Source organism: Paramixta manurensis, from assembly GCF_013285385.1.
Classification (GTDB): Bacteria; Pseudomonadota; Gammaproteobacteria; order Enterobacterales; family Enterobacteriaceae; genus Paramixta; species Paramixta manurensis.
The window spans coordinates 1,774,142-1,798,459 of the sequence record NZ_CP054212.1; the positions used below are offsets into that span (position 1 = coordinate 1,774,142).

Below are 24,318 nucleotides of genomic sequence, written 5' to 3' on the forward strand. Positions count from 1 at the left end.
TTTTAGTGAATCACGAAGGTTAGCTAACAGGTGTAAGCTGAACAACTCCGATCAGCTGTGGTTCAACCAGTTTAGCCAACGCAGAGGCCACGGCCGGTGGCGAGCATCCTGCTGATTAAACTGCGTGATACGCTCCTGAATCGTACGTAATAAACAGGGGGCGTTTTCTTTATGCCACGGTACGCCAGTCAGAAGCGGTAATGCTTCATCAGCCTGGCTTACTGCCCAGATATGGAACAGCCCGTCGCGCACCGCGTCAATAACCGCCGGTTGCAGGCAAAGATGGCGTACATTAGCGGCCGGGATAATAACGCCCTGTTTACCGGTTAAATTGCGTTGCTGGCAAATATGGAAAAAACCTTCAATCTTTTCATTCAGCCCGCCGACCGGTTGTACATTGCCAAATTGATCCACCGAGCCGGTTACCGCAATTTGCTGGTTGATGGGCTGATTCGCCAGGGCGCTAATTAACGCGCAGAGTTCTGCGAGGGAAGCGCTGTCGCCATCGACTTCAGAGTAGGACTGTTCAAAAACCAACGAGGCGGAAAACGGCAGTTGCTGGTCCAATTGCAACTCGGCAATTAAAAAGGCCTGCATAATCATCATGCCTTTGGCATGAATATTCCCGCCTAATTCAGCTTTTCGCTCAACGTCAGTGAACTCACCATCACCCGGATGTACGACACAGCTAATGCGTGAAGGTTCACCAAAGGCGCGCGGGTGACCGGGGAACTCTATCACCGACAGGCCATTGATCTGCCCAACGCATTCGCCTTCGGTATCGACAAGAATTTGTTCCAGCAGAATTTCATCGCGCACGCGCTCGGCAAGGTAATTTTCACGCCATGCGCGCGCTTCCAGCGCGGCGGACAGGCTTTCTGCGTTCAACCCTTCGCCATGAAGCACAGCATCGCGTAATTGTCGGGCAATCCACATTGGGCAAAGCGGGAAGGTTTCCTGATCGCCTGTGTAGCGCACTGCTTCACGAATCAGCTCAGGCCAAAAATCTGCCTCAATGGCTGGTAACCCGCGCTGCCCGGCGATATGTGTGACCCACTGACACCAGAGTATAAAATCCTCTTCATCAACAATCTGCAGGTTCTCTTCAAATTCGCTGTAGATACTTTGTGCCGCCAGTTCAGGTTCCATCTCCTGAAAGTCGGCCAGCGCATCGCGTTCACCACAGAGAACCAGCTTGAGCTGTAACGGCATGGAAGGAATTGAAAAGGGTAACGGGCGCGCCTCATCAGGCGATAGCCATATAAAACGCTGACGGGTAATAATTTGTTTGAGCCGCAGCCACAATAAAGGCTGAGCCAGCAGGGTTCGTAATGAGAGTACCAGCGTTCCGCCATTGGCCTGATGTACCAAGCCGGGTTGCAGTTCAACGTTGTCGCCATCTATACGTACGCAGCCGAAAAGCTGCTCGGCTTCAATCCAATCCGCATAATGGGTGCCGCCCTGGCTGGCAAAATTATCGGTAACCGCGCTCGCTGCCTCAAAGCTAATTTGATGCCCGTTAATCAGATAACGTCCGCCGAACAGCGTTGACGCCTTTTCATCGAGTTTTTCCAGTACTGATGCGAACAGCGATAAATACTCGCTATTTTCAGCCGCCCGGATCAAGGTTAATGGGAAACCGGCGGTGGGAAGCTGCTGCAACGCTAACGCACTGACTACGCGAGGCTGTACTGCCGCCAACGTGTCAGTATTGTCGCTAAATGATCGGGAAAATAGATGCTGGAAACTGTCAGTATCAGGCTGTAAGGCGCGCCATTCTAATCGGTTGCTGGTCAAAGTTATCGTTTTATCTGAATGGATTAAAAGCGTGATTATACAAGATTTCATGCTGTTAAGCACCGTGCAGATGCATTTCCAGTGCTGGTGGATTCAATCAGGGTTAACGCGATGGTTTTTCTCTGACTCAACCAGGAAAAAAGCTGTTATTCTTAACTTGTTACGTGCTCATGACGAGATCCCGATGAAATATCAGCAACTCGAAAATCTTGAAAGCGGATGGAAGTGGAAATATTTAGTTAAGAAGCACCGGGAGGGTGAGTTAATCACGCGTTATATCGAAATTAGCGCGGCGCAGGAAGCGGTTGATGCTTTGCTAACCATGGAAAACCGTCCGGTTGACGTTCTGAAGTGGATTGAGCTGCATATCAATCCCGACCTCGAAAACCGTATGAAGCAGACGATCCGTGCCCGGCGCAAGCGTCACTTCAATGCGGAGCATCAGCATACACGGAAGAAATCCATCGACCTTGAGTATTTGGTGTGGCAGCGGCTGGCGGGGCTAGCTCAACGCCGCCGGAGCACGCTTTCTGAGACCATTGTGCAATTGATTGAGGATGCCGAACGGAAAGAGAAGTACGCCAACCAAATGTCGTCACTGAAACAGGACCTGCAGGATATTTTGGGTAAACCGGATAAGTAAGGTTTGGCGTGGATCGTTCTGGACAATTTGGTGAATTAAGGTCATAAAAAACCCCGCCGGAGCGGGGTTTTTTTAACGCGTCAACTTAAGCCTGCGGCTGAGTTACCACGTCTTTAATACCTTTAACTTCGATTTCTACACGACGGTCTGGACCCAGGCAGTCGATCAGAGCGTTACGGCCCTTCACGCTGTCACAGGTATTGCCAGTAACCGGGCTAGACTCGCCCATGCCACGTGCAGAGATTTTGTCTGAAGGAATACCTTTAGAAACCAGGTAGTCAACTACAGACTGTGCGCGTTTTTCAGACAGTTTCTGGTTGTACTGGTCAGAACCGATACGGTCGGTATAACCCAGAACGACAACAGAACCATCTTTAGGATCCATAGAGCTCAGCTGGGTATACAGCTGATCCAGAGCCTGCTGGCCTTCTGGTTTCAACGTCGCTTTGTTGAAGTTGAACAGAACGTCAGATTTCAGGGTGAAGTGTTTGGTTTCAACAACCGGAGCCGGTGCCGGAGCCGGAGCTGGTGCCGGAGCAGCCGCTTCATCCTGACCGAAACGGTAAGAAAGACCAACGCTCAGCATGCCGTTATCCGGACGAGCGCCAACGGTGTTTGCATCACCGATGTTGTTAACCCACTGGTAATCCAGGCGAGTTGCCCAGTTTTTGGTCAGCGCGTATTCAACACCAACGGCGGCCAGCGGAGAAACGCCGGTGTCGTGGTCGCTGATGCGAGAGCCCGGTACGCCAACTTGATGTTGGGTAGAATCAGCACGCCAAACCATACCACCCAGGCGGGTGTACAGGTCCAGGTCGTCCGTAATCGGGTAGCTAAGTTTAGCTGCCAATTGGATGCCCTGAGCTTTGAATGCGCCGTTGACATCAGAACCTTTGTTCGGCATGCGGCCAAGCCAATCATAGCCCATTTCGAAACCCAGGTAAGGGTTCGCTTGATAGCCTACGAATGCACCAGCGCCAAGCTGGCTTTCATGCGTCGGGCCGTTACCGTTTGTATAATTGTTACCGTAGTAACCAGTATCATGGTACTGAGACCAGCCCAGTTTAGCACCGGTGTACCAGGTGTTATCTTTCGGAGCGGCCTGCGCTACGGTAGCGAAGCCAGCCAGTGCCACTGCAATTGCGATAGCTGTCTTTTTCATTTTTGCGCCTCGTTATCATCCAAAATAGGCAATGAGCTTCAAATTAAGCTCTTGGTTTAATCCTTCGCCGGGTCTTCTTGCTCGATTATTACTCTTCCAGAAAAAATGGAGGTTATTGAGCACCCTGGCGAGATAAAGTCTACAACGTCGTTGGAAACTTACAAGTATGATGTGACGGAGCGCAGCAAAAAAACAGTGTTTCATACATATTTTTTAACATCTACAGGGGTATTCTGTGCCATAAAAAGCCAGCTGTGGCGCGGCTAAACCATTGTCAAGCCGCGCCAGAACACAATGAGTGGGATATTCGGCGCTGAACGAGAAAAACTTCTGAGAAATTTCTTATTTTTACTTAATGATACAAAGTAGAGTGAATTTTTAGCCCATTTTCGGGTCTGGAGGGCGACGAGGTGATTAACTGCGGCCGCATAATTAAACCTAAAGCCTGGCCCATTGCTGCCGCTTCATCCAGCCGGCGACGATCTTCGCGGCTAATTTCGTCAGGAAGCCAGCCTAAAACTACGCTGTAATTCCCACTTTGTAGTGCCTTAACCATCGCATCAATTGTGTGCAATGCGCCCCCGTGCGGGATTTGCATCACTTTCTCTAACGGCAAGCCGGATTGCCGTAACCATTTACGACTCAGCTTTTGCGGTGGCGTTAACCACAACTGCCATCGTGATTGCGTTCCCAACTGCTGTAATAAAGGCAACAGCAACATCTGCGTCATACCCGGTTGCTCTTCACTGTATGTCAGTTCGCTGACCCAGCCGCCGGAAACCGACGAACCGGCCTCCGATTGACGAGGAAGCGGGAGGGGAGAATGCATTGACGTGGTGTTCAGTAAATGAGTACGCATAGTTTGTTCGCTCACGATGTCACTGTATGTATATACAGTAACGATGGGGCGCATAAAGATCAACCTCAATTTCGGAAAACAGATCGCATTTTGCGTATGAAATGCGCAGCAACGCCAATTAATGATTGAACAAGTAACGTGAAATACCTATTTTTTATACTCATCTAATACGATGTTTTTTAAGTTCTTTTAATAAGGAAAATGAAGAATGAATCGTTCAAAGCAAAGGATTGAACAATCTAAACAAGTCCTTTCGGCGCTGGGTAAAATCGATGCACGCACGCAGTTTGGCGGTTACAGTCTGGCTGTCGAAAAGGTCATTTTTGCGGTGGTAGCTGAAGGCGAACTCTATTTACGCGCCTGTGAACAGCTAAAGCCCTATGTGGTAGAGCGCCAGGTTCCTGCGCTGGTTTTTATCAAGCGAGGGATGCCGGTCACGCTTAATTATTTCCGCGTGGATGAAACCTTATGGAAAGACCCCTCACGCTTGCTCACGCTCTCATCGTCATCTCTGCAACGGGCGCGCGATCAGTTGCAGGCAAAAAATGCCAATCTCCGGTTAAAGGATTTGCCAAATATGGGGATTAGGATGGAAACCATGCTGCGTGATGTGGGGATTTTGACGGTGAGTATGTTGCGCGCGCAGGGGGCGAAATCTTGCTGGCTGCGGCTTAAAGCGGCAAATAAAAATATTGGGGTCAATATTCTGTTTGCGCTTCAGGGGGCGATTAGCGGCCACCATCAGGCGGCGCTACCGGTTGAAGTGAAAAAAGCGCTGTTAGATTGGGTGGAACTAACCACCCAAACGGCGAAAAATAAATAAATCCTAAGCGGCTTAAGGCTGAGTTAAGCGTTTTTTTAATTGTGCTATTTCCGGCAGCAAAGCGGTAAGAAGGCCGATTTGCTGAAGCACCAGGGGTTCCTTCGTGTCTGGATTGGGTTTTATCGTACCGGCACGTTGTGCAAGGTCATCCAGCATTTTCTGCGCCTGCTGTTCGCCGACAACGTTCACTTGTAAGACATCTTCGACATAGCAAACGGCATCATCCATCAGCGAAAGCAAAGCGGAAGGCGCGATTTTTTCCCGATGAGCGCCCAGCGCGGAAATATAGCTCAGGAAGGAGTGGTTTAGGCATAGCAAACGAAAAGCCGCTTCGTGAAAGGCAGGGTCCGGGCGAGCTTCTGTTGACATATTGGAAACGACCGAGGCCAGTTCAGCATCGCAATTATGTGCATCCCGGCGAGCGATGCGGTAGGCAAGGCTATTATCCCGGCCTTGATGGTATTGCATAAGAATTGCGTCGAGGTAACGGCAGTTCGCGTTAAGCGTTTTTTCCGCTACGGCGGGCAGACGGCGAAAGCGCCAATCCGGCCAAATAAAGCTCACCGCCAGCCAGGCTATCGCACAACCCAGTAGCGTATCGACAATCCGTGGTATGGCGACCTCAAACCCTTCTCCCAGCAGGTTAAAGCACAACAGTACCAACAGGGTAATAAACATGGTGGCATGCGCATACTGAACATTGCGAAAAGCAAAAAACAGCACGCCAGTGATGACCAGTAAAATTAACTGCCCATCAACAGAAGGCACCAGCCATAACAATGGGAGCCCCAAAATAATGCCGGCTAAAGTCCCTATAATGCGTAACGCGAGGCGTCGCCGGGTCGCGCTGTAGTTTGGCTGGCAGACAAACAGGCTGGTCAACAATATCCAGTAACCGCGTTGTAAGCCGGTAATTTGGATAAAAGCATAGCCGACGCATAAGACCAATGACATGCGCACTGCATGGCGAAACAACGCAGATTCCGGCGTTAAATGGCGGCTAATACGTAGGCGTATATCGCTCCAGCCAGTTAACCCCTCACTAGAGAGGTGCTGCTCGTTAGTGTTGCCCACTTGCGGCACTTGCGCTTGCTCAGACTCAATGGTCGCTAATTGTGCATCAATGGCCCGTAAATTAGTCAACAGATAGTGCAACGCTTTCAACTTTCCTGATTGACCAGGCTCGCCGGAAAGGCGTTCCAGCGCCGCCTGCAAGTGCGCAAAGGCACGCTCAAAACGCGGGTCATGCTGGTAAGCCTGGCGTAGTAAAATGGCGTGGGATAACTGACGGCACGCGTTGGCCTGCATGGCTAGCAAACGCTGAAAACGGAACAATATTTCACTGTAATAGTGTACCTGACGTAACGCCTGATACTGCACATGGGAAGAACTTGCGCGTTCGTGAATATCTTGAGCAACAAAGTAATAGTGCAGCGTTCGGCGCGTACCGCGCTGACCGCGATCTCCGCGCAAACGGCTTTGGATAGAGTTTTTGGTTTGGTTCAATAACGAGACTAACTGGCTGTTAGCCATCGCAACCTCAATCAGCGGCTGATCGTCATACTCTTCAAGGTCGGGATCAAACAAATTTGCTTTCGCATCCAGATAAACCGCCAGCCGCGCATAGGTTTGCGACAAGTTATCCTGCAAAGGACGAATAGGGAAAACCACGTGTCCGATAAGCGTAAGCAGGTTATACCAAACGGCGCCGGTCAACAGTAATGCGGGTTGAAGATACCATTGTGGAAATAGGTTAATCCCTAATAGGGTATAAACCGCGATCAACAACGCGCCAAAAGCGATAGTGGCATAGCGCTGGCCCAGCGCGCCAAGCAAAATAAACCCCCAACTGGAGAGCGCCAGACCAAGGATAAACAGCCACGGCCAGGGGAAAAGTAGCTCCACTGAAATTGAGGCGATGCAAAAACAGAACAGCGTAATCACCAGGTTGCGTAAACGCCCGGTTAACCGATCGTCAAGGTCGGTCAACGCGGCTGCCACCACGCCAAGTATTAATGGAATGGTCCAGGTGATTTGCTGTAGCCATAACGCAATGGCAGCCGGCCCGGATAACGCGATCAATATCCGTAGGTGATACAACCAGGTACTGTTATAAACGTAACGTCGTAGGCCCAACTTGAGTGTGAACATGGCGGCTTAGTTCAATTAAAACGGCGTCGTGCATTGGCTTCACGCGCGGCACGGGCAACTTCCACCGGCACCACTCGGCGTCCAACCGGCCACAGGGCGATGGCGGCGATCTTGAAGTTTGCAATGCCAACCGGAATGCCGATCAACGTAATGCATTGCGCAATGCCGACCATAATGTGAGAAATGCACAGCCACCAGCCGAAGAAGATAAACCACAACACATTCAGCAAGGTTCCACCCGAGTTCAGCAGCGCGTTTTTCTTTTCAGGATAGAGTTCATCAACGTGTACCGCTTCGTTACCGTAGGGCAGAAGAGACAGGCGGGTTATTTCCCAACAGGAGCGAGTGAGCGGCAGGGTAAAAATCAAAATAATGCTTACCACAGTCGCCAGCAACCAAGAGAGCGTGGTAAAGAAACCACCTAAAACGAAGTTAAGAATGTTTAGCACGGTTCGCATGAATGTTTTCCTTAATCCTAATGCGCGACGGTCATCATCAAATTATCCGGTGATTGTAACGTGTTTTAACGGTGGAGCGGTAAACCCGTGACGGTTAAACTACTTAACGAATAATAACGCGGCCATGGTCAACGTGAATGGAATTGAAAGCAACCTCACTGGGCAAACATCTTGCACAGCATCCCTACAACCGGGTGCGTCTACTGACAGCCGGCGTGGAAGTCAGCGGCGAAAAGCATGAATACCTGATCCCTTTCAATCAATTATTGGCGATTCATTGTAAGCGTGGGTTGGTGTGGGGAGAATTGGAGTTTGCGCTACCGGAAAATAAGGTTGTTCGCCTGCACGGTACCGAATGGCAGGAGACGCAGCGTTTCTATCACTATTTAGAACGCGCCTGGCAGACCTGGAGCATGGAAATGAGCGTGGTAAGCGCACAGGTCTTGCAAGAGGTGGTAGAGACCCTACAGCGTTTTGGGCAGCAGGATCGCTGGCTGAAACGCAGTGAACTGGCTGAATTACGTACGACGTTACATCACGCGTTTGACGCACTCCCTTTGCCGGTTTCACGTCTGACAGAGTTTGATAACTGTCGCGATGCGTATCATTTCTGTCAGCAGTGGTTACAAGAGGGCGAAGCGCAGTTAGCGCAGCGTAACGCTGAATGGACAACGCGAATGCTCGAACGTTATCACGACTATTTTGCCACCGTAGAAACCTCGCCACTTAACACATCACAAGCGCGGGCGGTGGTGAATGGTGAAGATGCCTTATTGGTATTGGCGGGAGCCGGAAGTGGGAAAACCTCGGTGTTAGTCGCTCGTGCAGGATGGTTGTTGCTAAGAAAGCAAGCGCTGCCGGAACAGATACTGTTACTGGCGTTTGGTCGTCAGGCGGCGGAAGAGATGAATGACCGTATTAACGCGCGCTTAAATACCGACGGAATCCAGGCGCGCACTTTCCATTCACTGGCGCTGCATATTATCCAGCAAGGCAGTAACAAATCTCCTGCGATCAGTAAGCTGGAGACCGATAGCGCCTTACGGCGGGCGTTACTGATTAATACCTGGCGGCAGCAATGCGCTGAGAAAAAGGCGCACGCCAACGGGTGGCGGCAATGGTTGAACGATGAACTGCAATGGTCGTTAGAAGAGGGTGATTTCTGGCGTGACGATAAACTGGCTCAGCGCCTTGCCAGCAGGTTAGAACGTTGGTTGGGCCTGATGAGGATGCATGGCGGCGCTCAGGCGGCGATGATTGAATCTGCGCCTGAAGCGGTACGGGAGACTTTTTCTCGTCGGGTAAAACTGATGGCACCACTACTTAAGGCATGGAAAAGTGCGCTAAAAGACGAAGGCGCGGTCGATTTTTCCGGTCTAATCCATCAGGCGGTGAATATTCTTGAGAAAGGGCGCTTTATCAGCCCATGGAAACATATCCTCGTTGATGAGTTTCAGGACATTTCGCCACAGCGCGCGGCGCTGCTTGCCGCATTACGCAAACAAAACAAACAGACTGCGCTATTTGCGGTAGGAGATGACTGGCAGGCTATCTACCGCTTTAGCGGTGCAGAGATGACGTTGACTACCGCTTTTCATCACCATTTTGGCGAAGGGGATCGCTGTGTGTTGGACACCACCTATCGGTTTAATGACCGTATCGGGACCATCGCCAATCAATTTGTACAAGAAAACCCGCATCAACTACGTAAGCCGCTAAATAGCTTGACGAAAGGAAATAAAAAAGCGGTTTCGCTATTGCCAGATGACCAGCTTGAATCCCTGCTCAATAAAATCAGTGGCTATGCGAAGCCCGATGAGCGCGTATTGTTGCTGGCCCGTTATCACCACTTACGACCCGAACTGTTAGAGAAAGCCAAGACCCGCTGGCCGAAAATGAAACTCGATTTTATGACTATTCATGCCAGTAAAGGCCAGCAGGCGGATTACGTAATTATTCTTGGCTTACATGAGGGAAAAGATGGTTTCCCTGCCGCAGCGCGTGAGTCGGTGATGGAGGAGGGGTTATTACCGCAGCCGGAGGATTTTCCCGATGCGGAAGAGCGGCGTTTGGCTTATGTGGCGGTAACGCGTGCAAAACAACAAGTTTGGTTGCTATACGATCGGCAGCATCCCTCATCATTCGTGGAAAGCTTTAAGCGTCTTGGTGTGCCTTTGTTACGTAAGGCCTAGATTAGGCGGGCCGGGCGCCCGCCCCATTTCACGACTTCAGGCGCTCTTCAAGATAGCGTTGGTAATCCGGAATTTGTACCTCGACCGGGCGAGTGAACAGCGGCGAATGGATAATAAAATCGGCGGTTGAGCGGTTGGTCGCTACCGGGATATTCCATACTGTCGCCAAACGCAGCAGCGCCTTGACATCCGGGTCGTGTGGAACGGCGTTCAAGGGATCCCAAAAGAAGATCAGCAGATCAATTTTTCCTTCTGAAATCAGTGCGCCGACTTGTTGATCGCCGCCCATGGGGCCACTGAGCATCGCGTTAACCGCCAGACCGGTTTCTCGCTGGATAAGATTGCCGGTGGTGCCGGTTGCGTAGAGGGTATGTTTGCCCAAGGTGGTTTTATGCGTGGCGACCCATTCAAGCAGTGAGGTTTTGCAATGGTCGTGCGCGACGAGTGCGATATGTTTCAACTCGGGGATGGTTCGGGTGGTTTGCTCCATTCATGCATCCTGGTTGGCTAAAATAAAAATAGGGCGTGCTGTTGTTGGCAGTTTACCGCTCGCGGATAAAACATCAACTTGCCTGCAAGGCTTTCACCCATGAAATAAGCCGTTGGCGCGTTGCGTTATCGACTTGATGAAACCATAAACGTAGCAAGCGCTCGGTTGGCGCATCATTAAGAGCGAAATCAGCCGGAAGCGTCGAGGGGAGAGCGCTAACCGGCGGCAACGTGGCAAAACGGGGAACCGCGGCGATTTTACCGGTGCGATTATAGGCGATCATCGCTTGTTCCAAGTCGGTAGAGTGGCTGGCATTCGCCAGACGGTCACGTTTACTGATGACTTCATGACCATCCTGATCGATTAAACCAAAGTCAGCGGTTTTATTAAAATGGTGACCGTCACGTAAATTTCGCAACGGCGGCAACTGAATGGCGATCGATTTAGCGTGCGCGGTAAAGGCGACAATCAGTGGTTCGGAAACGTAATGTTTCGCGCCGCCTGGATTACCCTCGCCGAAGGTTTTTTCAACGCGAAAAAGAAACTGGTGTTCGCCATTTTCTAATTCCAAGCCTTCGGCTCCTTTGAGCAGAGAACCTGAAATTTTACGTCCATCCAGGACCAGCAGGTCAATATCCGGGTTAAGCTTCAACGTCGTTGCATGACAAGTTGCCGCAACTAACAAAGCGCATAAACCAGGCAAGACCAAACGCAGCTTCATTATCACTCCAGCGGGCGCGCGGCGAAAACCGGGCGCTGAATGTATCAAATTCTTACATTATGGCAGCATATTAACATTTTAACATATATATTCGTGCTATTAAGACGTAAATGAAGTTCGCCGGAAAACCCGGCGCACGGAACGGCGTAAATCGCCTAAAATGACGTGAATCATCCAATCAGGAGCGGGTTATGAACGATCAAACGATTGCCGATATATTGACCTCGACGAAAAGGATTGCGCTAGTTGGCGCCAGTGATAAGCCAAGCCGCGCGAGTTATGGCGTGATGGCTTATTTATTAGCCCAGGGCTATGAAGTGACGCCGGTCAGTCCGAAACTTGCCGGGCAAACGCTACAAGGGCAGCCGGTTTATGCTGCGTTAGCCGATATTCCTTACCCGGTGGATATGGTCGATGTCTTTCGCAATACCGAAGCCGCTTATGGCGTCGCGCAGGAGGCGATCGCCATTGGAGCGAAAACATTATGGTTGCAGCTCGGCGTCATTAATGAGCAGGCCGCCGTATTAGCCGGAGAAGCCGGTTTGCGCGTGGTGATGGATCGTTGTCCAAAAATTGAAATACCCAGATTGGGATTAGAAAAGAACTAAGGAAAAGCCCCGCGTGGCGGGGTTTGGTTAATTTCGCAGACGGGGCGCCTGAAGTTGTTGACGAATGGAGGCCGCGAGTTCATCCAGTGACGGCTGCTCCGGGTGTTCGTGTTGCGCTTCGCCTGAAAGTTGCGCTTCGGCCAGGTAAGTGTGCACCGGCTGCCCGTCATCATCTTCCATCACTACATGGTACCAGGGCGCAGCCCGCAGTGTATCGCTCTCCGCGACTTCGTTAACATCCGGCTCGTCCAGTGAATACTCCGGATCAACATCAACCACGACGCCAAGAAAGCCCAACATCTTATGTCGAACCTGTTGGCCGATACCAAATTTACTGGCAATCATCGGGACCTCCTGAGAAACATTGCTCTTTCTCCAAAATGGGGACAGATGCGCCGTTTTCAAGTTATATCACGCGACAGGCGAAGCCTTTCAGATACAAGCCTTCCGGATAACTGGCAATAACCGGATGATCGGCTGCCTGGCGGAATTGTTCTATAAATTGTACATCACGATGCGCATCGACGGCGGCATCAGCAATGATTTTCTGGAACAAATCGGTCGGCATCAGGCCTGAACAGGAGAAGGTCAGTAACATACCGCCCGGATTGAGTAACTGCATAGCAAGCATGTTGATGTCTTTATAACCGCGGCAGGCGCCCGCCAACTGATTTTTATTTTCGACAAACTTAGGCGGATCCATCACGATCAGATCAAACTTCTCACCTTTGTCACGCCAGGTGCGTAATAATTTGAACACATCATCGCGCAGATAGTGCGCCTTCGACTCGTCCAGATGATTGAGCGCCACGTTCTGGCGTGCAATATCCAGCGCGGCTTGCGAGGTATCAACGCTAATTACTTCACGGCAACCGCCAATCAATGCGGATACGGCGAAACCGCCGGTATAGGAGAAACAGTTTAGCACCCGGCGCCCTTCGGCATAACGGCGTGTGGCGAAGCGGCTGTCGCGTTGATCAAGATAGTAGCCGGTTTTATGCCCACCCTCGATATCCACCAGCAGTTTCATACCATGCTCGGTAATCGGAAGTAGCGGCGGCGGTATCTCCCCGAGTACCGGGCCTTGGGTGAGGGGTAATCCCTCTTTTTTTCGCACCGCGACATCGGAACGGTCGTAAATGGCGCAGTCGGGATAACAGTGTTGCAGGGCGGTAATCAGCGCGGCACGCTGATATTCAGCCCCCGCCGAAAGTAACTGCAACACCAAAAACTGACCGAAACGATCAATGGTGACGCCCGGCAGACCATCGGACTCACCGGCAATCAGGCGATAGCTGTCAAGATTGTCGCGTTCAGCCAACCAGTCACGTAATTGTTGTGCCGCCTGCAGGCGACGGATAAAAAAAGCGATGTCGATGGACTCATCCGGTTGCCAGCTCCAGACGCGTGCGCGAATTTGGGAATCGGGCGACCAGGCAGCGCGCGCCAGCCATTTTCCCTGGCTATCGCATACATCAATAGTTTCACCCCGGCTGGCCTTACCTTCCAGACGTGCGACGGCACCGGAAAAAATCCATGGATGACGGCGGAGCAGGGATTTTTCACGCCCCTTTGCGAGAATCAATCGAACGGTCATATTTTGCTATGCTTACCTACGTAAAATGAGGCGATATTGTCCGGTGCTTATCAGCAAAAAGCAATCCGTATGCAAAGGAGGGAAGTATGACGACACAATGCGTAAAAGCTTGGGTTCACGGCGTCGTTCAGGGTGTAGGGTTTCGTTACAGTACTCAGGCGCAGGCGAAATCACTCGGCCTTAGCGGCTATGCGCGTAACCTTGATGACGGCAGTGTCGAGGTAGTAGCCTGTGGCGACGCTGAGGATGTTGACGCGTTGATTACGTGGTTAAAAGCCGGCGGGCCGCGCAGTGCACGCGTTGACCGCGTATTAATAGAACCGCATCAGCCGCAATCGCTCCCGTCACGTTTTACCACCGGCTAACGCACGACAATTACAAACACTTCACCGGTTTTGGCAGGCCGGCTATCTTGGTCGCCTGTTTGGCGGGGCCGTCTGGAAACAGCCGAAACAAGTAGCGGCTATTCCCTTTTTCTTCGCCATATTTTTGCGCCATCGCTTTTACCAGCATGCGTACGGCAGGGGAGGTATTAAATTCGAGATAAAACGCACGGACGAAATTCACCACTTCCCAGTGGGCGGCGCTCATCTCAATCGCCTCTTCAGCCGCGATTTGCTGAGCCAGCGCTTCGCTCCAGTCTGCAACATGCTTTAAATATCCTTGCGCGTCGCGTTCGATCTCTTTGCCTTCAAATAACACGGTAATGCCTCATAGTGCCAACAACGATGAGCAGTTTAGCAAATTTTTCGCCGGGCAAAAATAAAGCCCCGCAGGTCGCGAGGCTTGTTGAACCGGCTATGCAGTCTTAGTTATTACGTGCGAAACCGAGAATGCTTAACAGACTAATGAAGATGTTATAGAGCGAAACGTACAGACTAACCGTGGCGCGGATATAGTTGGTTTCACCACCGTGGATAATATTGCTGGTTTCCAACAGGATAGCGCCAGCGGAAAACAGAATAAACAGAGCGCTAATCGCCAATTGCAATGCCGGGAGGTGTAAAAACAGGTTAGCGATAACCGCCACCAACAGCACCACAAAGCCCGCCATCATCATTCCGCCGAGAAAGGACATATTTTTGCGGGTGGTCAGCACATAGGCCGAGCAGCAGAAGAACACCAGCGCGGTGCCGCCTAAAGCTAATGCAACGACATCCCCCATACCGGCGCTAAGAAAGCTGTTCAGAATCGGCCCGAGGCAGTAGCCGAGAAAGCCGGTAAAAGCGAAAGCGGCCAGAATACCCGCCGGACTGTTGGCCAGCCGGTAGGTTAAAAACATCAGGCCATAAAAACCCACCAGCATCAGAATCAACCCCGGAGCGGGTAGAGCAAGTACCGTGCTGGCGGTAGCGGTTACGGCGGAAAACGCCAACGTCAATCCCAATAGAAAATAGGTATTGCGCAGAACCTTGTGGGTGCTCAACAAGGAGTTGGTGCGTGTAGAATAAACAATACGATCCATAAAGCGCCTCTTACAGGTCACGAATATTGCCATGAGAATACGAAGCCACCCTCAGCGGGGAAAGGCGTTTTACCCTTCTTTACGCGTTAACCCGCTGTTTATGTGAGCATGATGGCGATATTCGCGCCAAAAAATACCCGTTTGGCTGTTTTTCAGGCGAACAAAACAAAACAGTCTTTACAACCAAGAGAGGGATGTTTATAGTGCGCCTCATTGCGGAGGGGTGGCCGAGTGGCTGAAGGCACCGGTCTTGAAAACCGGCGACGGGAAACCGTTCGAGAGTTCGAATCTCTCCTCCTCCGCCATCAAATTGAATGCAACGGGTTAGCTTCGGCTAGCCCGTTTTGCTATGCGCGGTACGCTCGGTTGGGCGCGGCGCGTGCTAATTACCCTGGCAATGTTGAATAAAACAGCGGGGTTGGCTGTAAAACAGGCGGTCAGCACAAAACGCTGAGAAATTTTGTTGCTCTCGGCTTATCAGGCGGTTAGACTGCGCCGCATAAACTGAAACACGGTGAAATATCCCGGGTTTTAGTGTAGTTCGGAGGGGTGGCCGAGTGGCTGAAGGCACCGGTCTTGAAAACCGGCGACGGGAAACCGTTCGAGAGTTCGAATCTCTCCTCCTCCGCCAAATTATGTGAAAAGCCAGCAGAATTGCTGGCTTTTTGCTTTTCAAATGGCAGCATAAATACCTGCCTTGTGACCATAGCAACCCAGCCCAAATTGCGATCGTTCTCGCGCTACGCCAGAATCACAAGGTCAAAAAACATCTTGTTGCTTTTCAAAATGCTATTGCTACTAAACCGTAAAGGCAAGAGTCTGCTATAGTCCTGATACAGACTTTACGCGAACATCTTGCGATTGGGGCAGCAAAACGGCATCGATCGTTTTGAAAATTTTTCTGCCACAGGGTGATAGCCGGATGTTTATCATCGAAAATATGGAATAGGCACAATGATCAAAAAATTAAGTCTCTGCGCGTTGTCCGTCATCGCCGCATTACCTTTGGGAATCTCTGCTCAGGCCGCTGATGGCGATTTACAACTTCAGCAAGTGCTCATCTTCAGCCGCCATAACCTCCGCGCCCCGCTCGCAACGAATGGCAGTGTGTTAGCGCAATCCACTAAAAAAGCATGGCCCGAATGGGATGTTCCCGGTGGTCAACTCACCACCAAAGGGGGAGTGCTTGAGGTGTATATGGGGAATTACACCCGTGAATGGTTAGCGCAACAAGGGTTGGTAAAGAACGGTGAATGCCCGGCTTCTGAAGATGTGTTCGCGTATGCCAATAGTTTGCAACGTACCGTCGCCACCGCACAGTTTTTCATTAATGGCGCCTTCCCGGGCTGTGATGTAACGGTGACACACCAAGATGATATGGGCAGTATGGACCCGATTTTTAATCCGGTTATTACTGACGGTAGTGACGAGTTTAACAAAAAAGCGTTGACCGCAATGAATGCCGCAGGCGAGAAACTTAGTCTGAAGCCTGCTTTCCAGCGCCTGGAAAAAATAGTTGATTATAAAAACGCGCCAGCTTGTAAAGATAAGAAGCAGTGTGGTTTAAGCAGTGATAATCAAAACAAATTTAGCGCGGATAACGGTAAAGAGCCGGGCGTTGCCGGGCCGCTAAGTATTGGTAACTCGTTGGTTGACGCTTTCACCCTGCAATATTACGAAGGTTTCCCGATGGATCAGGTTGCGTGGGGGCAAATCAAAACGCCTGAGCAATGGAAAGAGTTATCAGCGATTAAAAACGGTTACCAGGACGCGTTATTTACCTCCCCGGACGTTGCGCGGGAAGTGGCCGCACCGCTGGTGGATTATATTCGCAGCCAACTGATCGATCAGGACAAAGCTTCGGCGCCGAAAGTAATGCTGATGGTTGGGCATGATTCCAATATCGCATCGATGCTAACCGCGCTGAATTTCAAACCGTACACGTTGCCGGGACAAAATGAAAGAACGCCGATTGGCGGTCAAATTGTGTTCGAGCGCTGGCACGATACGAAGAGCGATAAGGATTTGGTAAAAGTGGAATACGTTTACCAGACTTCCGAACAGTTACGTAACGCTGAGCCGCTGTCGCTGAAAAACCCAGCTAAACGTGTCACATTGCAACTTACCGGGTGCCAGGCGGATGCCAATGGCTATTGCTCTTGGGATCAATTCGCGCAGGTTTTAAATGGCGCATTGCAAGGGACGCCAATGCAACAACCGGCTGCCACAGCGCCGCAGGCACCGGCAAAAGCCGCGACCAATGATGCCGCTAATAGCGACAAACTGGCGGCGGATAAAGCTGCTGCCGACAAGGCTGCGGCAGATAAAGCCGCCGCGGATAAAGCCGCTGCAGATAAAGCAGCACAAGCAAAAGCCGCTGAAGAGAAAGTGACGGCAGATAAAGCCGCGGCTGAGCAAGCGGCGAAAGATAAAGCCAGTAAAGCGAAACAGCCGCAAGAGAAAACGCAGCAGCCTCAGGGGCAACCGGCGAAGCCGGCACCCGAAAAAACGCCAGAAAAAGCGCAACAGGCGGCGCCTGCTGATGAGAATAAAGCCGCATAAGCGGTACGATGAAATAAAAATGCCGGGCAATGCCCGGCATTTTTCTGTTACTACGCTTGTGCAATAATGACTTTTATCCCGCCACTACCACCAGTTTTTGGTTCACAAACTCTTTAATCCCGAGATCAGCAAGTTCGCGCCCATAGCCGGAACGTTTCACTCCGCCAAAGGGTAACTCTGCCGACGTATCACTTTGCGAATTGATAAACACCATTCCGGTTTCAATGCGCGATGCGAGGCGCTTGCCGCGCTCAATGTCGCCGGTGAATATTGCGCCTCCCAGACCATAATGCGAGTCATTGGCCAGCGCGACCACCGCATCATCATCTGGCACCACATAGACCTGTGCCACTGGCCCAAAGAACTCTTCAAACCATGCCGGATTATCGCGCGTGATGCCGGTTAAAATCGTTGGCTGGTAGAAAAAACCGTCTCCCGGAGCCACTTCACCGCCATAGTGTAGCGTTGCGCCATGATCGACGGCATTCTGCACTTGTTTTACTAACCGGTCTCGGGCATCGGCGGAGGAGAGTGGCCCCAAGGTGGTGCTTTCATCCAAAGGGTCGCCTAATTTAACTGCACGGAAAGCGGCGGTAAAATTTTCCAAAAAGCGCTCAGCGATTTTTTCATGCACGATAAACCGTTTCGCGGCAGTACAAACTTGTCCGGCATTACTCAGCCGAGCCTGCACGCCTTGTTTAACCGCCTCTTCCAGATCGCTGTCTTCCAGCACCACGAAAACATCGTTACCCCCCAGTTCCAGCGTGGTTTTTTTGAGATATTTCCCCGCCTGAGCCGCGACTGCGCTGCCCGCGCGTTCCGAACCGGTTAAGGCGGCGCCCTGAACCCGATCATCTGCGATCAGCTCGGCAATTTTATCATTGGAGACAAAGAGATTAGTCCAGGCACCGTCCGGCGCGCCAGCTTCATGCACCAGCGCTTCAAACACCGTTGCGCAATGAGGAACGATTGCCGCGTGTTTGGCTAGCACCGGATTACCGGCCGCAAGGTTTGGCGCTAACACACGCATCAATTGGTAATAGGGGAAGTTCCATGGTTCAACCGCCACTAACACGCCAATAGGGTGATTCTCAACCCAAGCGTTGCCCAGTGAAGATGGATAAGGAGTGGGTTGCAGAAAACGTGCCGCGTTTTCTGCGTAATAACGGGCGATTTGCGCACAGATTTTGACTTCGCCGCGGCTTTGACCGATCAGTTTTCCCATCTCAACGCTGATGACTTTCGCCAGTTCATCAACGCGACTCTCTATAATATCCGCCAGTTTTTTGAGGACTTGAATCCGCGGTTGAATATCGCCTTTAGACCATGACGATTGATAGAGCTGGTGCGCGGTGGCGAGCGCCTGTTCAACCTGTTGGTCGGTATGTGCTGGCCACGTTTTAATCAGTTGATTCGTCGCAGGATTGATCGTCTGGTATGTTGACATTGTGTTCTCCTTTGCTGGACATCGGCCCGGAGGCGAAAAAAGAAAGGGCGGGATATCCCGCCCGACTGGCTGTCCGACTTAAACGTTTTTACGCTCAACCACTTTGTCGTCCCATGTCAGAACGTCTTGGTCAGTTTTGTCAAATGCGCGCAGTAACACATCATCGCTACCTTGCTGTGCCCAAATTTCCTCAGCCAACTTCTCGTCATAATTCGCCACTTCAAAAATGGCCTCTGCAATCTCTGGCGAGGTATGGCGCAGACTTGCCCATTCGCCGACACGATGTGCTTTAGATTGTTGCGTTGCCATAATGATTCTCCTGTGTTGAAGTTATCCGTTCAGTTTCACCGCTAAACCTGCGACGTACTCCCCTTGATAGCGCGCAATATTCAGCTCTTCCTCAGTGGGTTGCCGTTTGCCATCGCCGCCGGCAATAGTGGTGGCGCCGTAAGGTGTTCCGCCGCGAACCTGGCTGACATCAAATAACTCTTTTGCCGCGTAACCTATCGGGACAATGACCAGGCCGTGGTGGGCAAGGGTCGTCCAGGTTGAAGAGATGGTATGTTCCTGGCCACCGCCAGTACCGGTTGAAGAGAAAACGCTAGCCAACTTGCCGTACAGCGCGCCTGATGCCCATAACCCGCCGGTGCGATCAAGGAAAGTTCGCATTTGCCCGGCCATGTTGCCAAATCGGGTTGGTGTACCCAAAATGATCGCGTCATATTGCGGTAAATCTTCGGGGGTAGCTTCTTCGGCGGGTTGGGATGTTTTTCCGCCAACTTGTGCAAAGCGCTCGGGATCCATGGTTTCAGGCACGCGTTTGATGGTGACCTCCGCGCCGCTGACACGGCGGGCACCTTCAGCAACGGCGTTCGCCATGGTTTCAATGTGTCCATACATGGAATAGTAGAGCACTAATACCTTTGCCATTGATACACTCCTTGATTAACAGAAATTACCTAAGAAAAAGCGCGCAAGTTTTTACACTTGCGCGCTGGTTGAGTTATGCGTTTTTCTTCTTAACGGGTGACCGGGGCATTTTATCGCCGGACTCCGGTGCGTTTTTCGGATCGTCTTTTGCCGGACGTTGCTGCTGTTGTGCCATCATATCCTCCCGAGTACGTTGGGTGTTGAAGATGTTTAGGTCAGTATAGAAGATCCACAGCGGGCTGCATGGCGTGTGGGCGCGCTTAAGAAATGACATCTTTTTATCGTGCGGAATTTTAAGTGCGTTATGAAACACTTAAGGGTTTTATTTTGATTATCTTAGAGAAGTAAGTGATTTATCTGTTTCAAAGTATAAATAGTAACCGGTTTACGAGGTGAATTAGCTAAGCTTAGAAAGGTGAGCCTATCGACACGACAACGTACTCTGGTTGATGGCAGGCGCTCCTCACCGATTAAAGCAGGAGCATGATTTGAACCATTTGGAGGTTAGAAATGGCAGAGCATCGTGGAGGATCTGGTAATTTCGCTGAAGATCGTGCAAGAGCAGCAGAGGCAGGTCGCAAAGGCGGAAAAAATAGCGGAGGTAATTTCAAAAACGATCCGCAGCGCGCTGCAAAAGCGGGCGAGAAAGGGGGACGCAGCGGCAGCAAAAAGTAGGCATTGCGCTGTCAGGTTGCGATTACCCAAGCCGCCGGATTAATCCGGCGGTTATCGGTTATCCCGGATAAGAATACAACCTATTTACCATCCAACGTGATTCAAAGCGTGTAAAATCAAACCACAGTCGCGGTGGCTAATCGCCATCCAAAAAAGTAACACGCCCGCAGGAAGGATTAAGATCACAGTGAAGTCGACGGTAACTTCCCCAACACGCCGCGATCGCGCGGTAGCAGCAAAACGTTCAGCCATTCTTCGCGCTGCACTGACGTTCTTTTCACAGTATGGCATGCATGGAACCCGTCTTGAGCAAGTGGCTGAGGGCGCGCAGGTCTCTAAAACCAACCTACTCTACTATTTTCCCTCCAAAGAAGCGCTGTATATCGCGGTGCTAAAACAGATTCTTGATGTTTGGTTAGCGCCATTACGTGCGCTACGGCGTGATCATCAGCCGTTAGATGCCATCCGTGAATATATTCGCATGAAGCTCGAAGTTTCGCGTGACCATCCTCAGGCATCGCGCTTGTTTTGCCTTGAGATGCTACAAGGCGCGCCGTTGCTCAAAACCGAGCTGGAGGGCGACCTGAAAACGTTGATTGATGAGAAAGCCGCAATTATCGAAGAATGGATTAGGGAAGGACGTCTTGCCAGTGTACAACCTCAGCATCTGGTTTTTATGCTGTGGGCCACGACTCAGCACTATGCCGATTTTGCCACTCAGGTTGAAGCGATAACCGGGCAAACGTTGCATGATGAGGCTTTTTTTAACCAGACGGTAGAAAACGTACAACACATGATAATTGAAGGGATTCGAGTCCGACCACAATGACATCATGATTGAACGACAGGCGGCGAAAAGCCGCCCATCACTCAACGATCAGGCTGTTTTCCTGCTACGCAAAAACCAACCTACCGCCAAAATAATAAACCAAATTGGCGTGACCATTAATGCCTGACGCGTATCGTCCTCTAACGTTAGCAAGACCAATACGAAGATAAAAAAGGCCATACACGCCCAACACATAAATTTCCCCAACGGCATCTTAAAACGCGATTGTTGATGGCGTTCCGGGTATTTTTTACGGTAGGCGAGGTAAGAACATAAAATAATGGTCCAGACAAACATAAACAAAATCGCCGAGACGGTGGTTACCATCGTGAACACCGTCATCACATTTGGGATCAGGTAAATCAGCGCTACGCCGACCAGCAGGCATAAGCAAGAGAAGAACAATCCGCTGGTGGGCACCGCGCGACGCGATAACCGACCAAAGCAGCGATGCGCCACTCCCTGTTGCGATAAGCCATACAACATACGGCTGGTGGAAAAAATGCCGCTATTCGCCGATGAAGCCGCAGAGGTGAGCACCACAAAGTTAACGATGCTCGCGGCGGCAGGTAAGCCAATCAGTACGAACATCTCGACGAATGGGCTACGGTCGGGCATGACGCTGCTCCACGGCGTTACCGCCATGATGACCATTAAGGCAAGCACATAAAACATGATAACGCGCAGCGGGATGGCATTAATCGCGCGTGGCAGCACCGTGTGCGGATCATGCGTTTCCGCCGCAGCGGTGCCGACCAGTTCAATGCCCACAAAGGCAAACACCGCAATTTGAAAGCCAGCGAAGAAACCGCTAATCCCTTTTGGGAACAGGCCGCCATGATTCCAGATATTAGCCAGTGAAGCGCTGCCGCCGCCGGGAGATGGATAGTGCATGGCAACCAAGACAATTCCGGTGACAATCAGGGCGACTATGGCGACGATTTTGATGATGGCAAACCAAAACTCCATTTCGCCAAACAATTTCACTGTCGCAATATTCAGCGCTAAAAACACGGCAATACAGAGTAGGGCGCTCATCCAGACGGAAAAGTCAGGAAACCAAAGTTGAAAGTAGGAACTGATGGCGACCACATCGGCAATACCGGTCACCACCCAGCAGAACCAGTACGTCCAGCCGGTAAAATAGCCAGCCCATGGACCAAGCAAGTCGGCGGCAAAGTCACTAAATGACTTATATTCCAGATTAGAAAGTAACAGTTCGCCCATCGCCCGCATGACAAAAAACAGCATGAAGCCGATGATCATATAGACGAAAATGATTGATGGCCCGGCAAGGCTAATGGTTTTGCCCGATCCCATAAATAGCCCGGTACCAATAGCGCCGCCGATAGCGATAAGTTGGATATGACGATTATGAAGATTGCGCTGGAGCTTATCCGGCCCCTCTTCAGAGAGTGCTGCTTCTTTTGAGTGATCAACCATGAGGTGTGTTTCCTGTCAGTGATGTTGTGTCGGCTCTTCTGGCCGTTATTTAATCGGGCTTGCCCATTGGCAAGTTGGCATAAGATAGTGTAATAACACGATTTATGGGTAATATTATTTTCGCAATCGTGAAGCCCATCGTCTGGCGCAATGTCAATATGTATTTACAACGTTCTCTCGACATGCTTGCGCACTGACATCACACACTAGGTGAGGCGCTAACTCATCAATGGCGCACCACGTTTGATCAAGAAGCGATTAGCGGGCCAGGAAAAAACAAAGCCGGTAAGAATCGCGATCTGCAACATGAACCAAAACAGTAATAATGTGGGATTAACCTGCTGCTGCAGGACAAATTTCAGGGCTAACGCCATGGTGAAAAAAATACCCGCCTGGTAAACAGCCAAGGGGAACGTCTCGGTTTTTATCGCTTGCAATAACGAACGGCCAAACGAAAGTCGCTGACGTTGTTTTATTGCCCAAAATTGCATCATGAGTCCCAAAATGACCGAGAGCAGAAAAGCGGTTATTGCCTGAAGAAGTAACGTGGTTTTAAAACCGAGATGGTTTATTAGGGTGATAATTGGTAGCGTGATAATATCGCCAAAAACGCAGGCTGCTGCGCACAATGAAGTCGCAATAAAAGTACCTTGCCATTTAGGTCGCCTTGCGGCAATCAATGCCGCCGAAGGCTGATAGACATAACGCCTTCCCAGATACCACCAGGCTACCCAGCCAATAAATGGCATATATAAGCCGGTAACCGGCCACACGAGGTTCATAATTTTTATTGGATGTGGCCGCACGAGCAGATCCTTTGCGATCATCATTAGTGTGCAGACACCAATGATTAAAAATAGTATTGCCAGTTGATTGATCATGATGCCATCCTTTTTCGAGTACAACTTAATGATTTATCAGAAAATAATAGATAAATTTCTCTTGCACACTTTCAAGCGATATTCCGGTCATCATCCACTTTTTCTTCATTTCAAAAATATAAATGGTGATAATCAATTTTATTGATGATTATTTTAGCGTACTGGAACGGCGTTAGTGGTTAATCAATCCTGCCAGCGTTAACGCTAGCGTAGATTAAGCGTGACAACAAACTACCAAGACGAAATCCTCTTATCCTACTGTCATTTAAGCTTTTACTTTAGCTTTATCTGGCTAATTTCGCTTAAAATCATTGCAGTAAAATATCGATAAACCACCAGAAATGTATTCCATCAAAAACATTGAATATTTATAAGAAAAATCCTATTCTTAGCCATAAAGGTTAAGCGATACGACAGTGTTCAGCATAGTGAAGGCATCAATACTAAATAATCTACCTTATCCTGGTGCTGGTCACGCAGATCGGCCGCGATGCAGCGTGAGATTAACGCCAAATAATTATCGGCAGGGCGCGGAACAGGTTGATCTGTTAGTAAAATAAGGTGAACGAATTAAAAAATTACTCG

At 50.5% G+C, this 24,318-nt stretch carries 25 protein-coding genes and 2 tRNA genes; 10 read left to right on the forward strand and 17 right to left on the reverse strand.

What is annotated here, in order from left to right; genetic code table 11:
- Window positions 1-51: 51 nt before the first annotated feature.
- Complete coding sequence (locus PMPD1_RS08605; protein ID WP_173633646.1) at window positions 52-1,848, reverse strand: AAA family ATPase; 1,797 nt, start codon at window positions 1,846-1,848, stop codon at window positions 52-54.
- A gap of 133 nt (window positions 1,849-1,981) precedes the next feature.
- Between PMPD1_RS08605 and matP the strand changes: the two genes are divergently transcribed.
- The gene (matP, locus tag PMPD1_RS08610; protein WP_173633647.1) at window positions 1,982-2,440 is read left to right on the forward strand and encodes a macrodomain Ter protein MatP; all 459 of its coding nucleotides are present in this window, start codon (window positions 1,982-1,984) and stop codon (window positions 2,438-2,440) included.
- Window positions 2,441-2,525: 85 nt separating this feature from the next.
- On the opposite strand, the gene ompA is transcribed toward matP, so the two are convergent.
- Complete coding sequence (gene ompA, locus PMPD1_RS08615) at window positions 2,526-3,602, reverse strand: porin OmpA (RefSeq protein ID WP_173633648.1); 1,077 nt, start codon at window positions 3,600-3,602, stop codon at window positions 2,526-2,528.
- Between the two features lie 352 nt (window positions 3,603-3,954).
- Window positions 3,955-4,461 (reverse strand): SOS-induced cell division inhibitor SulA, encoded by a 507-nt coding sequence (sulA, locus tag PMPD1_RS08620; RefSeq protein ID WP_173633649.1) that lies wholly within the window; start codon window positions 4,459-4,461, stop codon window positions 3,955-3,957.
- 208 nt (window positions 4,462-4,669) lie between these two features.
- Here sulA and PMPD1_RS08625 point away from each other — a divergent pair, with 208 nt between their 5' ends.
- Entirely contained in the window at window positions 4,670-5,284 is a 615-nt protein-coding gene (locus tag PMPD1_RS08625) for a TfoX/Sxy family DNA transformation protein (protein WP_173633650.1), read from the forward strand.
- Between the two features lie 12 nt (window positions 5,285-5,296).
- On the opposite strand, the gene yccS is transcribed toward PMPD1_RS08625, so the two are convergent.
- Both yccS and PMPD1_RS08635 read right to left on the reverse strand, forming a co-directional pair.
- Window positions 5,297-7,435, reverse strand: coding sequence for a YccS family putative transporter (yccS, locus tag PMPD1_RS08630; RefSeq protein WP_173633651.1), 2,139 nt, complete (start codon window positions 7,433-7,435; stop codon window positions 5,297-5,299).
- 11 nt (window positions 7,436-7,446) lie between these two features.
- On the reverse strand, window positions 7,447-7,893 hold the full coding sequence (locus tag PMPD1_RS08635) for a YccF domain-containing protein (RefSeq protein WP_173633652.1): 447 nt from the start codon (window positions 7,891-7,893) through the stop codon (window positions 7,447-7,449).
- 137 nt (window positions 7,894-8,030) lie between these two features.
- Here PMPD1_RS08635 and helD point away from each other — a divergent pair, with 137 nt between their 5' ends.
- Entirely contained in the window at window positions 8,031-10,085 is a 2,055-nt protein-coding gene (gene helD, locus PMPD1_RS08640) for a DNA helicase IV (protein ID WP_173633653.1), read from the forward strand.
- A gap of 28 nt (window positions 10,086-10,113) precedes the next feature.
- Here helD and PMPD1_RS08645 read toward each other — a convergent pair whose 3' ends face one another.
- A complete protein-coding gene (locus PMPD1_RS08645; protein ID WP_173633654.1) occupies window positions 10,114-10,575 on the reverse strand; it encodes a methylglyoxal synthase in 462 nt (153 codons plus the stop codon).
- Between the two features lie 73 nt (window positions 10,576-10,648).
- Complete coding sequence (locus PMPD1_RS08650) at window positions 10,649-11,296, reverse strand: DUF2057 family protein (RefSeq protein WP_173633655.1); 648 nt, start codon at window positions 11,294-11,296, stop codon at window positions 10,649-10,651.
- A gap of 191 nt (window positions 11,297-11,487) precedes the next feature.
- Here PMPD1_RS08650 and PMPD1_RS08655 point away from each other — a divergent pair, with 191 nt between their 5' ends.
- The gene (locus PMPD1_RS08655; RefSeq protein WP_173633656.1) at window positions 11,488-11,904 is read left to right on the forward strand and encodes a CoA-binding protein; all 417 of its coding nucleotides are present in this window, start codon (window positions 11,488-11,490) and stop codon (window positions 11,902-11,904) included.
- A 27-nt stretch (window positions 11,905-11,931) separates the two neighbouring features.
- Here PMPD1_RS08655 and hspQ read toward each other — a convergent pair whose 3' ends face one another.
- Both hspQ and rlmI read right to left on the reverse strand, forming a co-directional pair.
- Window positions 11,932-12,249, reverse strand: coding sequence for a heat shock protein HspQ (gene hspQ / locus PMPD1_RS08660; protein ID WP_173633657.1), 318 nt, complete (start codon window positions 12,247-12,249; stop codon window positions 11,932-11,934).
- A 61-nt stretch (window positions 12,250-12,310) separates the two neighbouring features.
- A complete protein-coding gene (rlmI, locus tag PMPD1_RS08665; RefSeq protein WP_173633658.1) occupies window positions 12,311-13,501 on the reverse strand; it encodes a 23S rRNA (cytosine(1962)-C(5))-methyltransferase RlmI in 1,191 nt (396 codons plus the stop codon).
- Between the two features lie 86 nt (window positions 13,502-13,587).
- Between rlmI and yccX the strand changes: the two genes are divergently transcribed.
- Window positions 13,588-13,866: an acylphosphatase gene (gene yccX / locus PMPD1_RS08670; RefSeq protein WP_173633659.1), complete on the forward strand. Its 279-nt coding sequence runs from the start codon at window positions 13,588-13,590 to the stop codon at window positions 13,864-13,866.
- Window positions 13,867-13,876: 10 nt separating this feature from the next.
- Here the strand turns inward: yccX and tusE are convergent, their stop codons facing one another.
- Together tusE and yccA are read right to left on the reverse strand one after the other, a co-directional pair.
- Window positions 13,877-14,203 (reverse strand): sulfurtransferase TusE, encoded by a 327-nt coding sequence (gene tusE / locus PMPD1_RS08675; RefSeq protein ID WP_173633660.1) that lies wholly within the window; start codon window positions 14,201-14,203, stop codon window positions 13,877-13,879.
- A 106-nt stretch (window positions 14,204-14,309) separates the two neighbouring features.
- Window positions 14,310-14,966, reverse strand: coding sequence for an FtsH protease modulator YccA (gene yccA, locus PMPD1_RS08680; RefSeq protein ID WP_173633661.1), 657 nt, complete (start codon window positions 14,964-14,966; stop codon window positions 14,310-14,312).
- A 217-nt stretch (window positions 14,967-15,183) separates the two neighbouring features.
- On the opposite strand from yccA, the gene PMPD1_RS08685 reads away from it, so the two are divergent.
- From PMPD1_RS08685 to agp, 3 genes are all read left to right on the forward strand, one after another.
- Window positions 15,184-15,271, forward strand: a tRNA-Ser gene (locus PMPD1_RS08685).
- A 238-nt stretch (window positions 15,272-15,509) separates the two neighbouring features.
- Window positions 15,510-15,597: transfer RNA gene (locus tag PMPD1_RS08690), tRNA-Ser, on the forward strand.
- A gap of 323 nt (window positions 15,598-15,920) precedes the next feature.
- Window positions 15,921-17,528 (forward strand): bifunctional glucose-1-phosphatase/inositol phosphatase, encoded by a 1,608-nt coding sequence (gene agp / locus PMPD1_RS08695; RefSeq protein WP_173633662.1) that lies wholly within the window; start codon window positions 15,921-15,923, stop codon window positions 17,526-17,528.
- Window positions 17,529-17,601: 73 nt separating this feature from the next.
- Here agp and PMPD1_RS08700 read toward each other — a convergent pair whose 3' ends face one another.
- The 4 genes from PMPD1_RS08700 to PMPD1_RS08715 all read right to left on the reverse strand — a co-directional run bounded on the left by PMPD1_RS08700 (window position 17,602) and on the right by PMPD1_RS08715 (window position 20,179).
- On the reverse strand, window positions 17,602-18,975 hold the full coding sequence (locus PMPD1_RS08700; RefSeq protein WP_173633663.1) for an NAD-dependent succinate-semialdehyde dehydrogenase: 1,374 nt from the start codon (window positions 18,973-18,975) through the stop codon (window positions 17,602-17,604).
- 78 nt (window positions 18,976-19,053) lie between these two features.
- Window positions 19,054-19,284 (reverse strand): YccJ family protein, encoded by a 231-nt coding sequence (locus tag PMPD1_RS08705; protein ID WP_173633664.1) that lies wholly within the window; start codon window positions 19,282-19,284, stop codon window positions 19,054-19,056.
- Window positions 19,285-19,305: 21 nt separating this feature from the next.
- Window positions 19,306-19,905 carry an NAD(P)H:quinone oxidoreductase gene (gene wrbA, locus PMPD1_RS08710; protein WP_173633665.1) on the reverse strand — a complete coding sequence of 200 codons (600 nt, stop codon included), beginning with the start codon at window positions 19,903-19,905 and terminating at the stop codon, window positions 19,306-19,308.
- A gap of 73 nt (window positions 19,906-19,978) precedes the next feature.
- Window positions 19,979-20,179: a hypothetical protein gene (locus PMPD1_RS08715; protein ID WP_173633666.1), complete on the reverse strand. Its 201-nt coding sequence runs from the start codon at window positions 20,177-20,179 to the stop codon at window positions 19,979-19,981.
- Window positions 20,180-20,415: 236 nt separating this feature from the next.
- On the opposite strand from PMPD1_RS08715, the gene PMPD1_RS08720 reads away from it, so the two are divergent.
- Window positions 20,416-20,580 carry a con-10 family general stress protein gene (locus tag PMPD1_RS08720; protein WP_173633667.1) on the forward strand — a complete coding sequence of 55 codons (165 nt, stop codon included), beginning with the start codon at window positions 20,416-20,418 and terminating at the stop codon, window positions 20,578-20,580.
- A gap of 187 nt (window positions 20,581-20,767) precedes the next feature.
- Window positions 20,768-21,409 (forward strand): HTH-type transcriptional regulator RutR, encoded by a 642-nt coding sequence (gene rutR, locus PMPD1_RS08725; protein ID WP_173633668.1) that lies wholly within the window; start codon window positions 20,768-20,770, stop codon window positions 21,407-21,409.
- A gap of 48 nt (window positions 21,410-21,457) precedes the next feature.
- Here the strand turns inward: rutR and cycA are convergent, their stop codons facing one another.
- Both cycA and PMPD1_RS08735 read right to left on the reverse strand, forming a co-directional pair.
- On the reverse strand, window positions 21,458-22,852 hold the full coding sequence (gene cycA, locus PMPD1_RS08730; protein WP_173633669.1) for a D-serine/D-alanine/glycine transporter: 1,395 nt from the start codon (window positions 22,850-22,852) through the stop codon (window positions 21,458-21,460).
- A gap of 218 nt (window positions 22,853-23,070) precedes the next feature.
- Window positions 23,071-23,733: a DUF4396 domain-containing protein gene (locus PMPD1_RS08735; protein ID WP_173633670.1), complete on the reverse strand. Its 663-nt coding sequence runs from the start codon at window positions 23,731-23,733 to the stop codon at window positions 23,071-23,073.
- Between the last annotated feature and the right edge of the window lie 585 nt (window positions 23,734-24,318).

Excerpts from the sequence above, each read along its gene's own strand:
- PMPD1_RS08605 (WP_173633646.1), bottom strand. The coding sequence starts at position 1,848 with ATGAAATCTTGTATAATCACGCTTTTAATCCATTCAGATAAAACGATA.
- matP (WP_173633647.1), top strand. The coding sequence starts at position 1,982 with ATGAAATATCAGCAACTCGAAAATCTTGAAAGCGGATGGAAGTGGAAA.
- ompA (WP_173633648.1), bottom strand. The coding sequence starts at position 3,602 with ATGAAAAAGACAGCTATCGCAATTGCAGTGGCACTGGCTGGCTTCGCT.
- sulA (WP_173633649.1), bottom strand. The coding sequence starts at position 4,461 with ATGCGTACTCATTTACTGAACACCACGTCAATGCATTCTCCCCTCCCG.
- PMPD1_RS08625 (WP_173633650.1), top strand. The coding sequence starts at position 4,670 with ATGAATCGTTCAAAGCAAAGGATTGAACAATCTAAACAAGTCCTTTCG.
- yccS (WP_173633651.1), bottom strand. The coding sequence starts at position 7,435 with ATGTTCACACTCAAGTTGGGCCTACGACGTTACGTTTATAACAGTACC.
- PMPD1_RS08635 (WP_173633652.1), bottom strand. The coding sequence starts at position 7,893 with ATGCGAACCGTGCTAAACATTCTTAACTTCGTTTTAGGTGGTTTCTTT.
- helD (WP_173633653.1), top strand. The coding sequence starts at position 8,031 with ATGGAATTGAAAGCAACCTCACTGGGCAAACATCTTGCACAGCATCCC.
- PMPD1_RS08645 (WP_173633654.1), bottom strand. The coding sequence starts at position 10,575 with ATGGAGCAAACCACCCGAACCATCCCCGAGTTGAAACATATCGCACTC.
- PMPD1_RS08650 (WP_173633655.1), bottom strand. The coding sequence starts at position 11,296 with ATGAAGCTGCGTTTGGTCTTGCCTGGTTTATGCGCTTTGTTAGTTGCG.
- PMPD1_RS08655 (WP_173633656.1), top strand. The coding sequence starts at position 11,488 with ATGAACGATCAAACGATTGCCGATATATTGACCTCGACGAAAAGGATT.
- hspQ (WP_173633657.1), bottom strand. The coding sequence starts at position 12,249 with ATGATTGCCAGTAAATTTGGTATCGGCCAACAGGTTCGACATAAGATG.
- rlmI (WP_173633658.1), bottom strand. The coding sequence starts at position 13,501 with ATGACCGTTCGATTGATTCTCGCAAAGGGGCGTGAAAAATCCCTGCTC.
- yccX (WP_173633659.1), top strand. The coding sequence starts at position 13,588 with ATGACGACACAATGCGTAAAAGCTTGGGTTCACGGCGTCGTTCAGGGT.
- yccA (WP_173633661.1), bottom strand. The coding sequence starts at position 14,966 with ATGGATCGTATTGTTTATTCTACACGCACCAACTCCTTGTTGAGCACC.
- agp (WP_173633662.1), top strand. The coding sequence starts at position 15,921 with ATGATCAAAAAATTAAGTCTCTGCGCGTTGTCCGTCATCGCCGCATTA.
- PMPD1_RS08700 (WP_173633663.1), bottom strand. The coding sequence starts at position 18,975 with ATGTCAACATACCAGACGATCAATCCTGCGACGAATCAACTGATTAAA.
- PMPD1_RS08705 (WP_173633664.1), bottom strand. The coding sequence starts at position 19,284 with ATGGCAACGCAACAATCTAAAGCACATCGTGTCGGCGAATGGGCAAGT.
- wrbA (WP_173633665.1), bottom strand. The coding sequence starts at position 19,905 with ATGGCAAAGGTATTAGTGCTCTACTATTCCATGTATGGACACATTGAA.
- PMPD1_RS08715 (WP_173633666.1), bottom strand. The coding sequence starts at position 20,179 with ATGTCATTTCTTAAGCGCGCCCACACGCCATGCAGCCCGCTGTGGATC.
- PMPD1_RS08720 (WP_173633667.1), top strand. The coding sequence starts at position 20,416 with ATGGCAGAGCATCGTGGAGGATCTGGTAATTTCGCTGAAGATCGTGCA.
- cycA (WP_173633669.1), bottom strand. The coding sequence starts at position 22,852 with ATGGTTGATCACTCAAAAGAAGCAGCACTCTCTGAAGAGGGGCCGGAT.
- PMPD1_RS08735 (WP_173633670.1), bottom strand. The coding sequence starts at position 23,733 with ATGATCAATCAACTGGCAATACTATTTTTAATCATTGGTGTCTGCACA.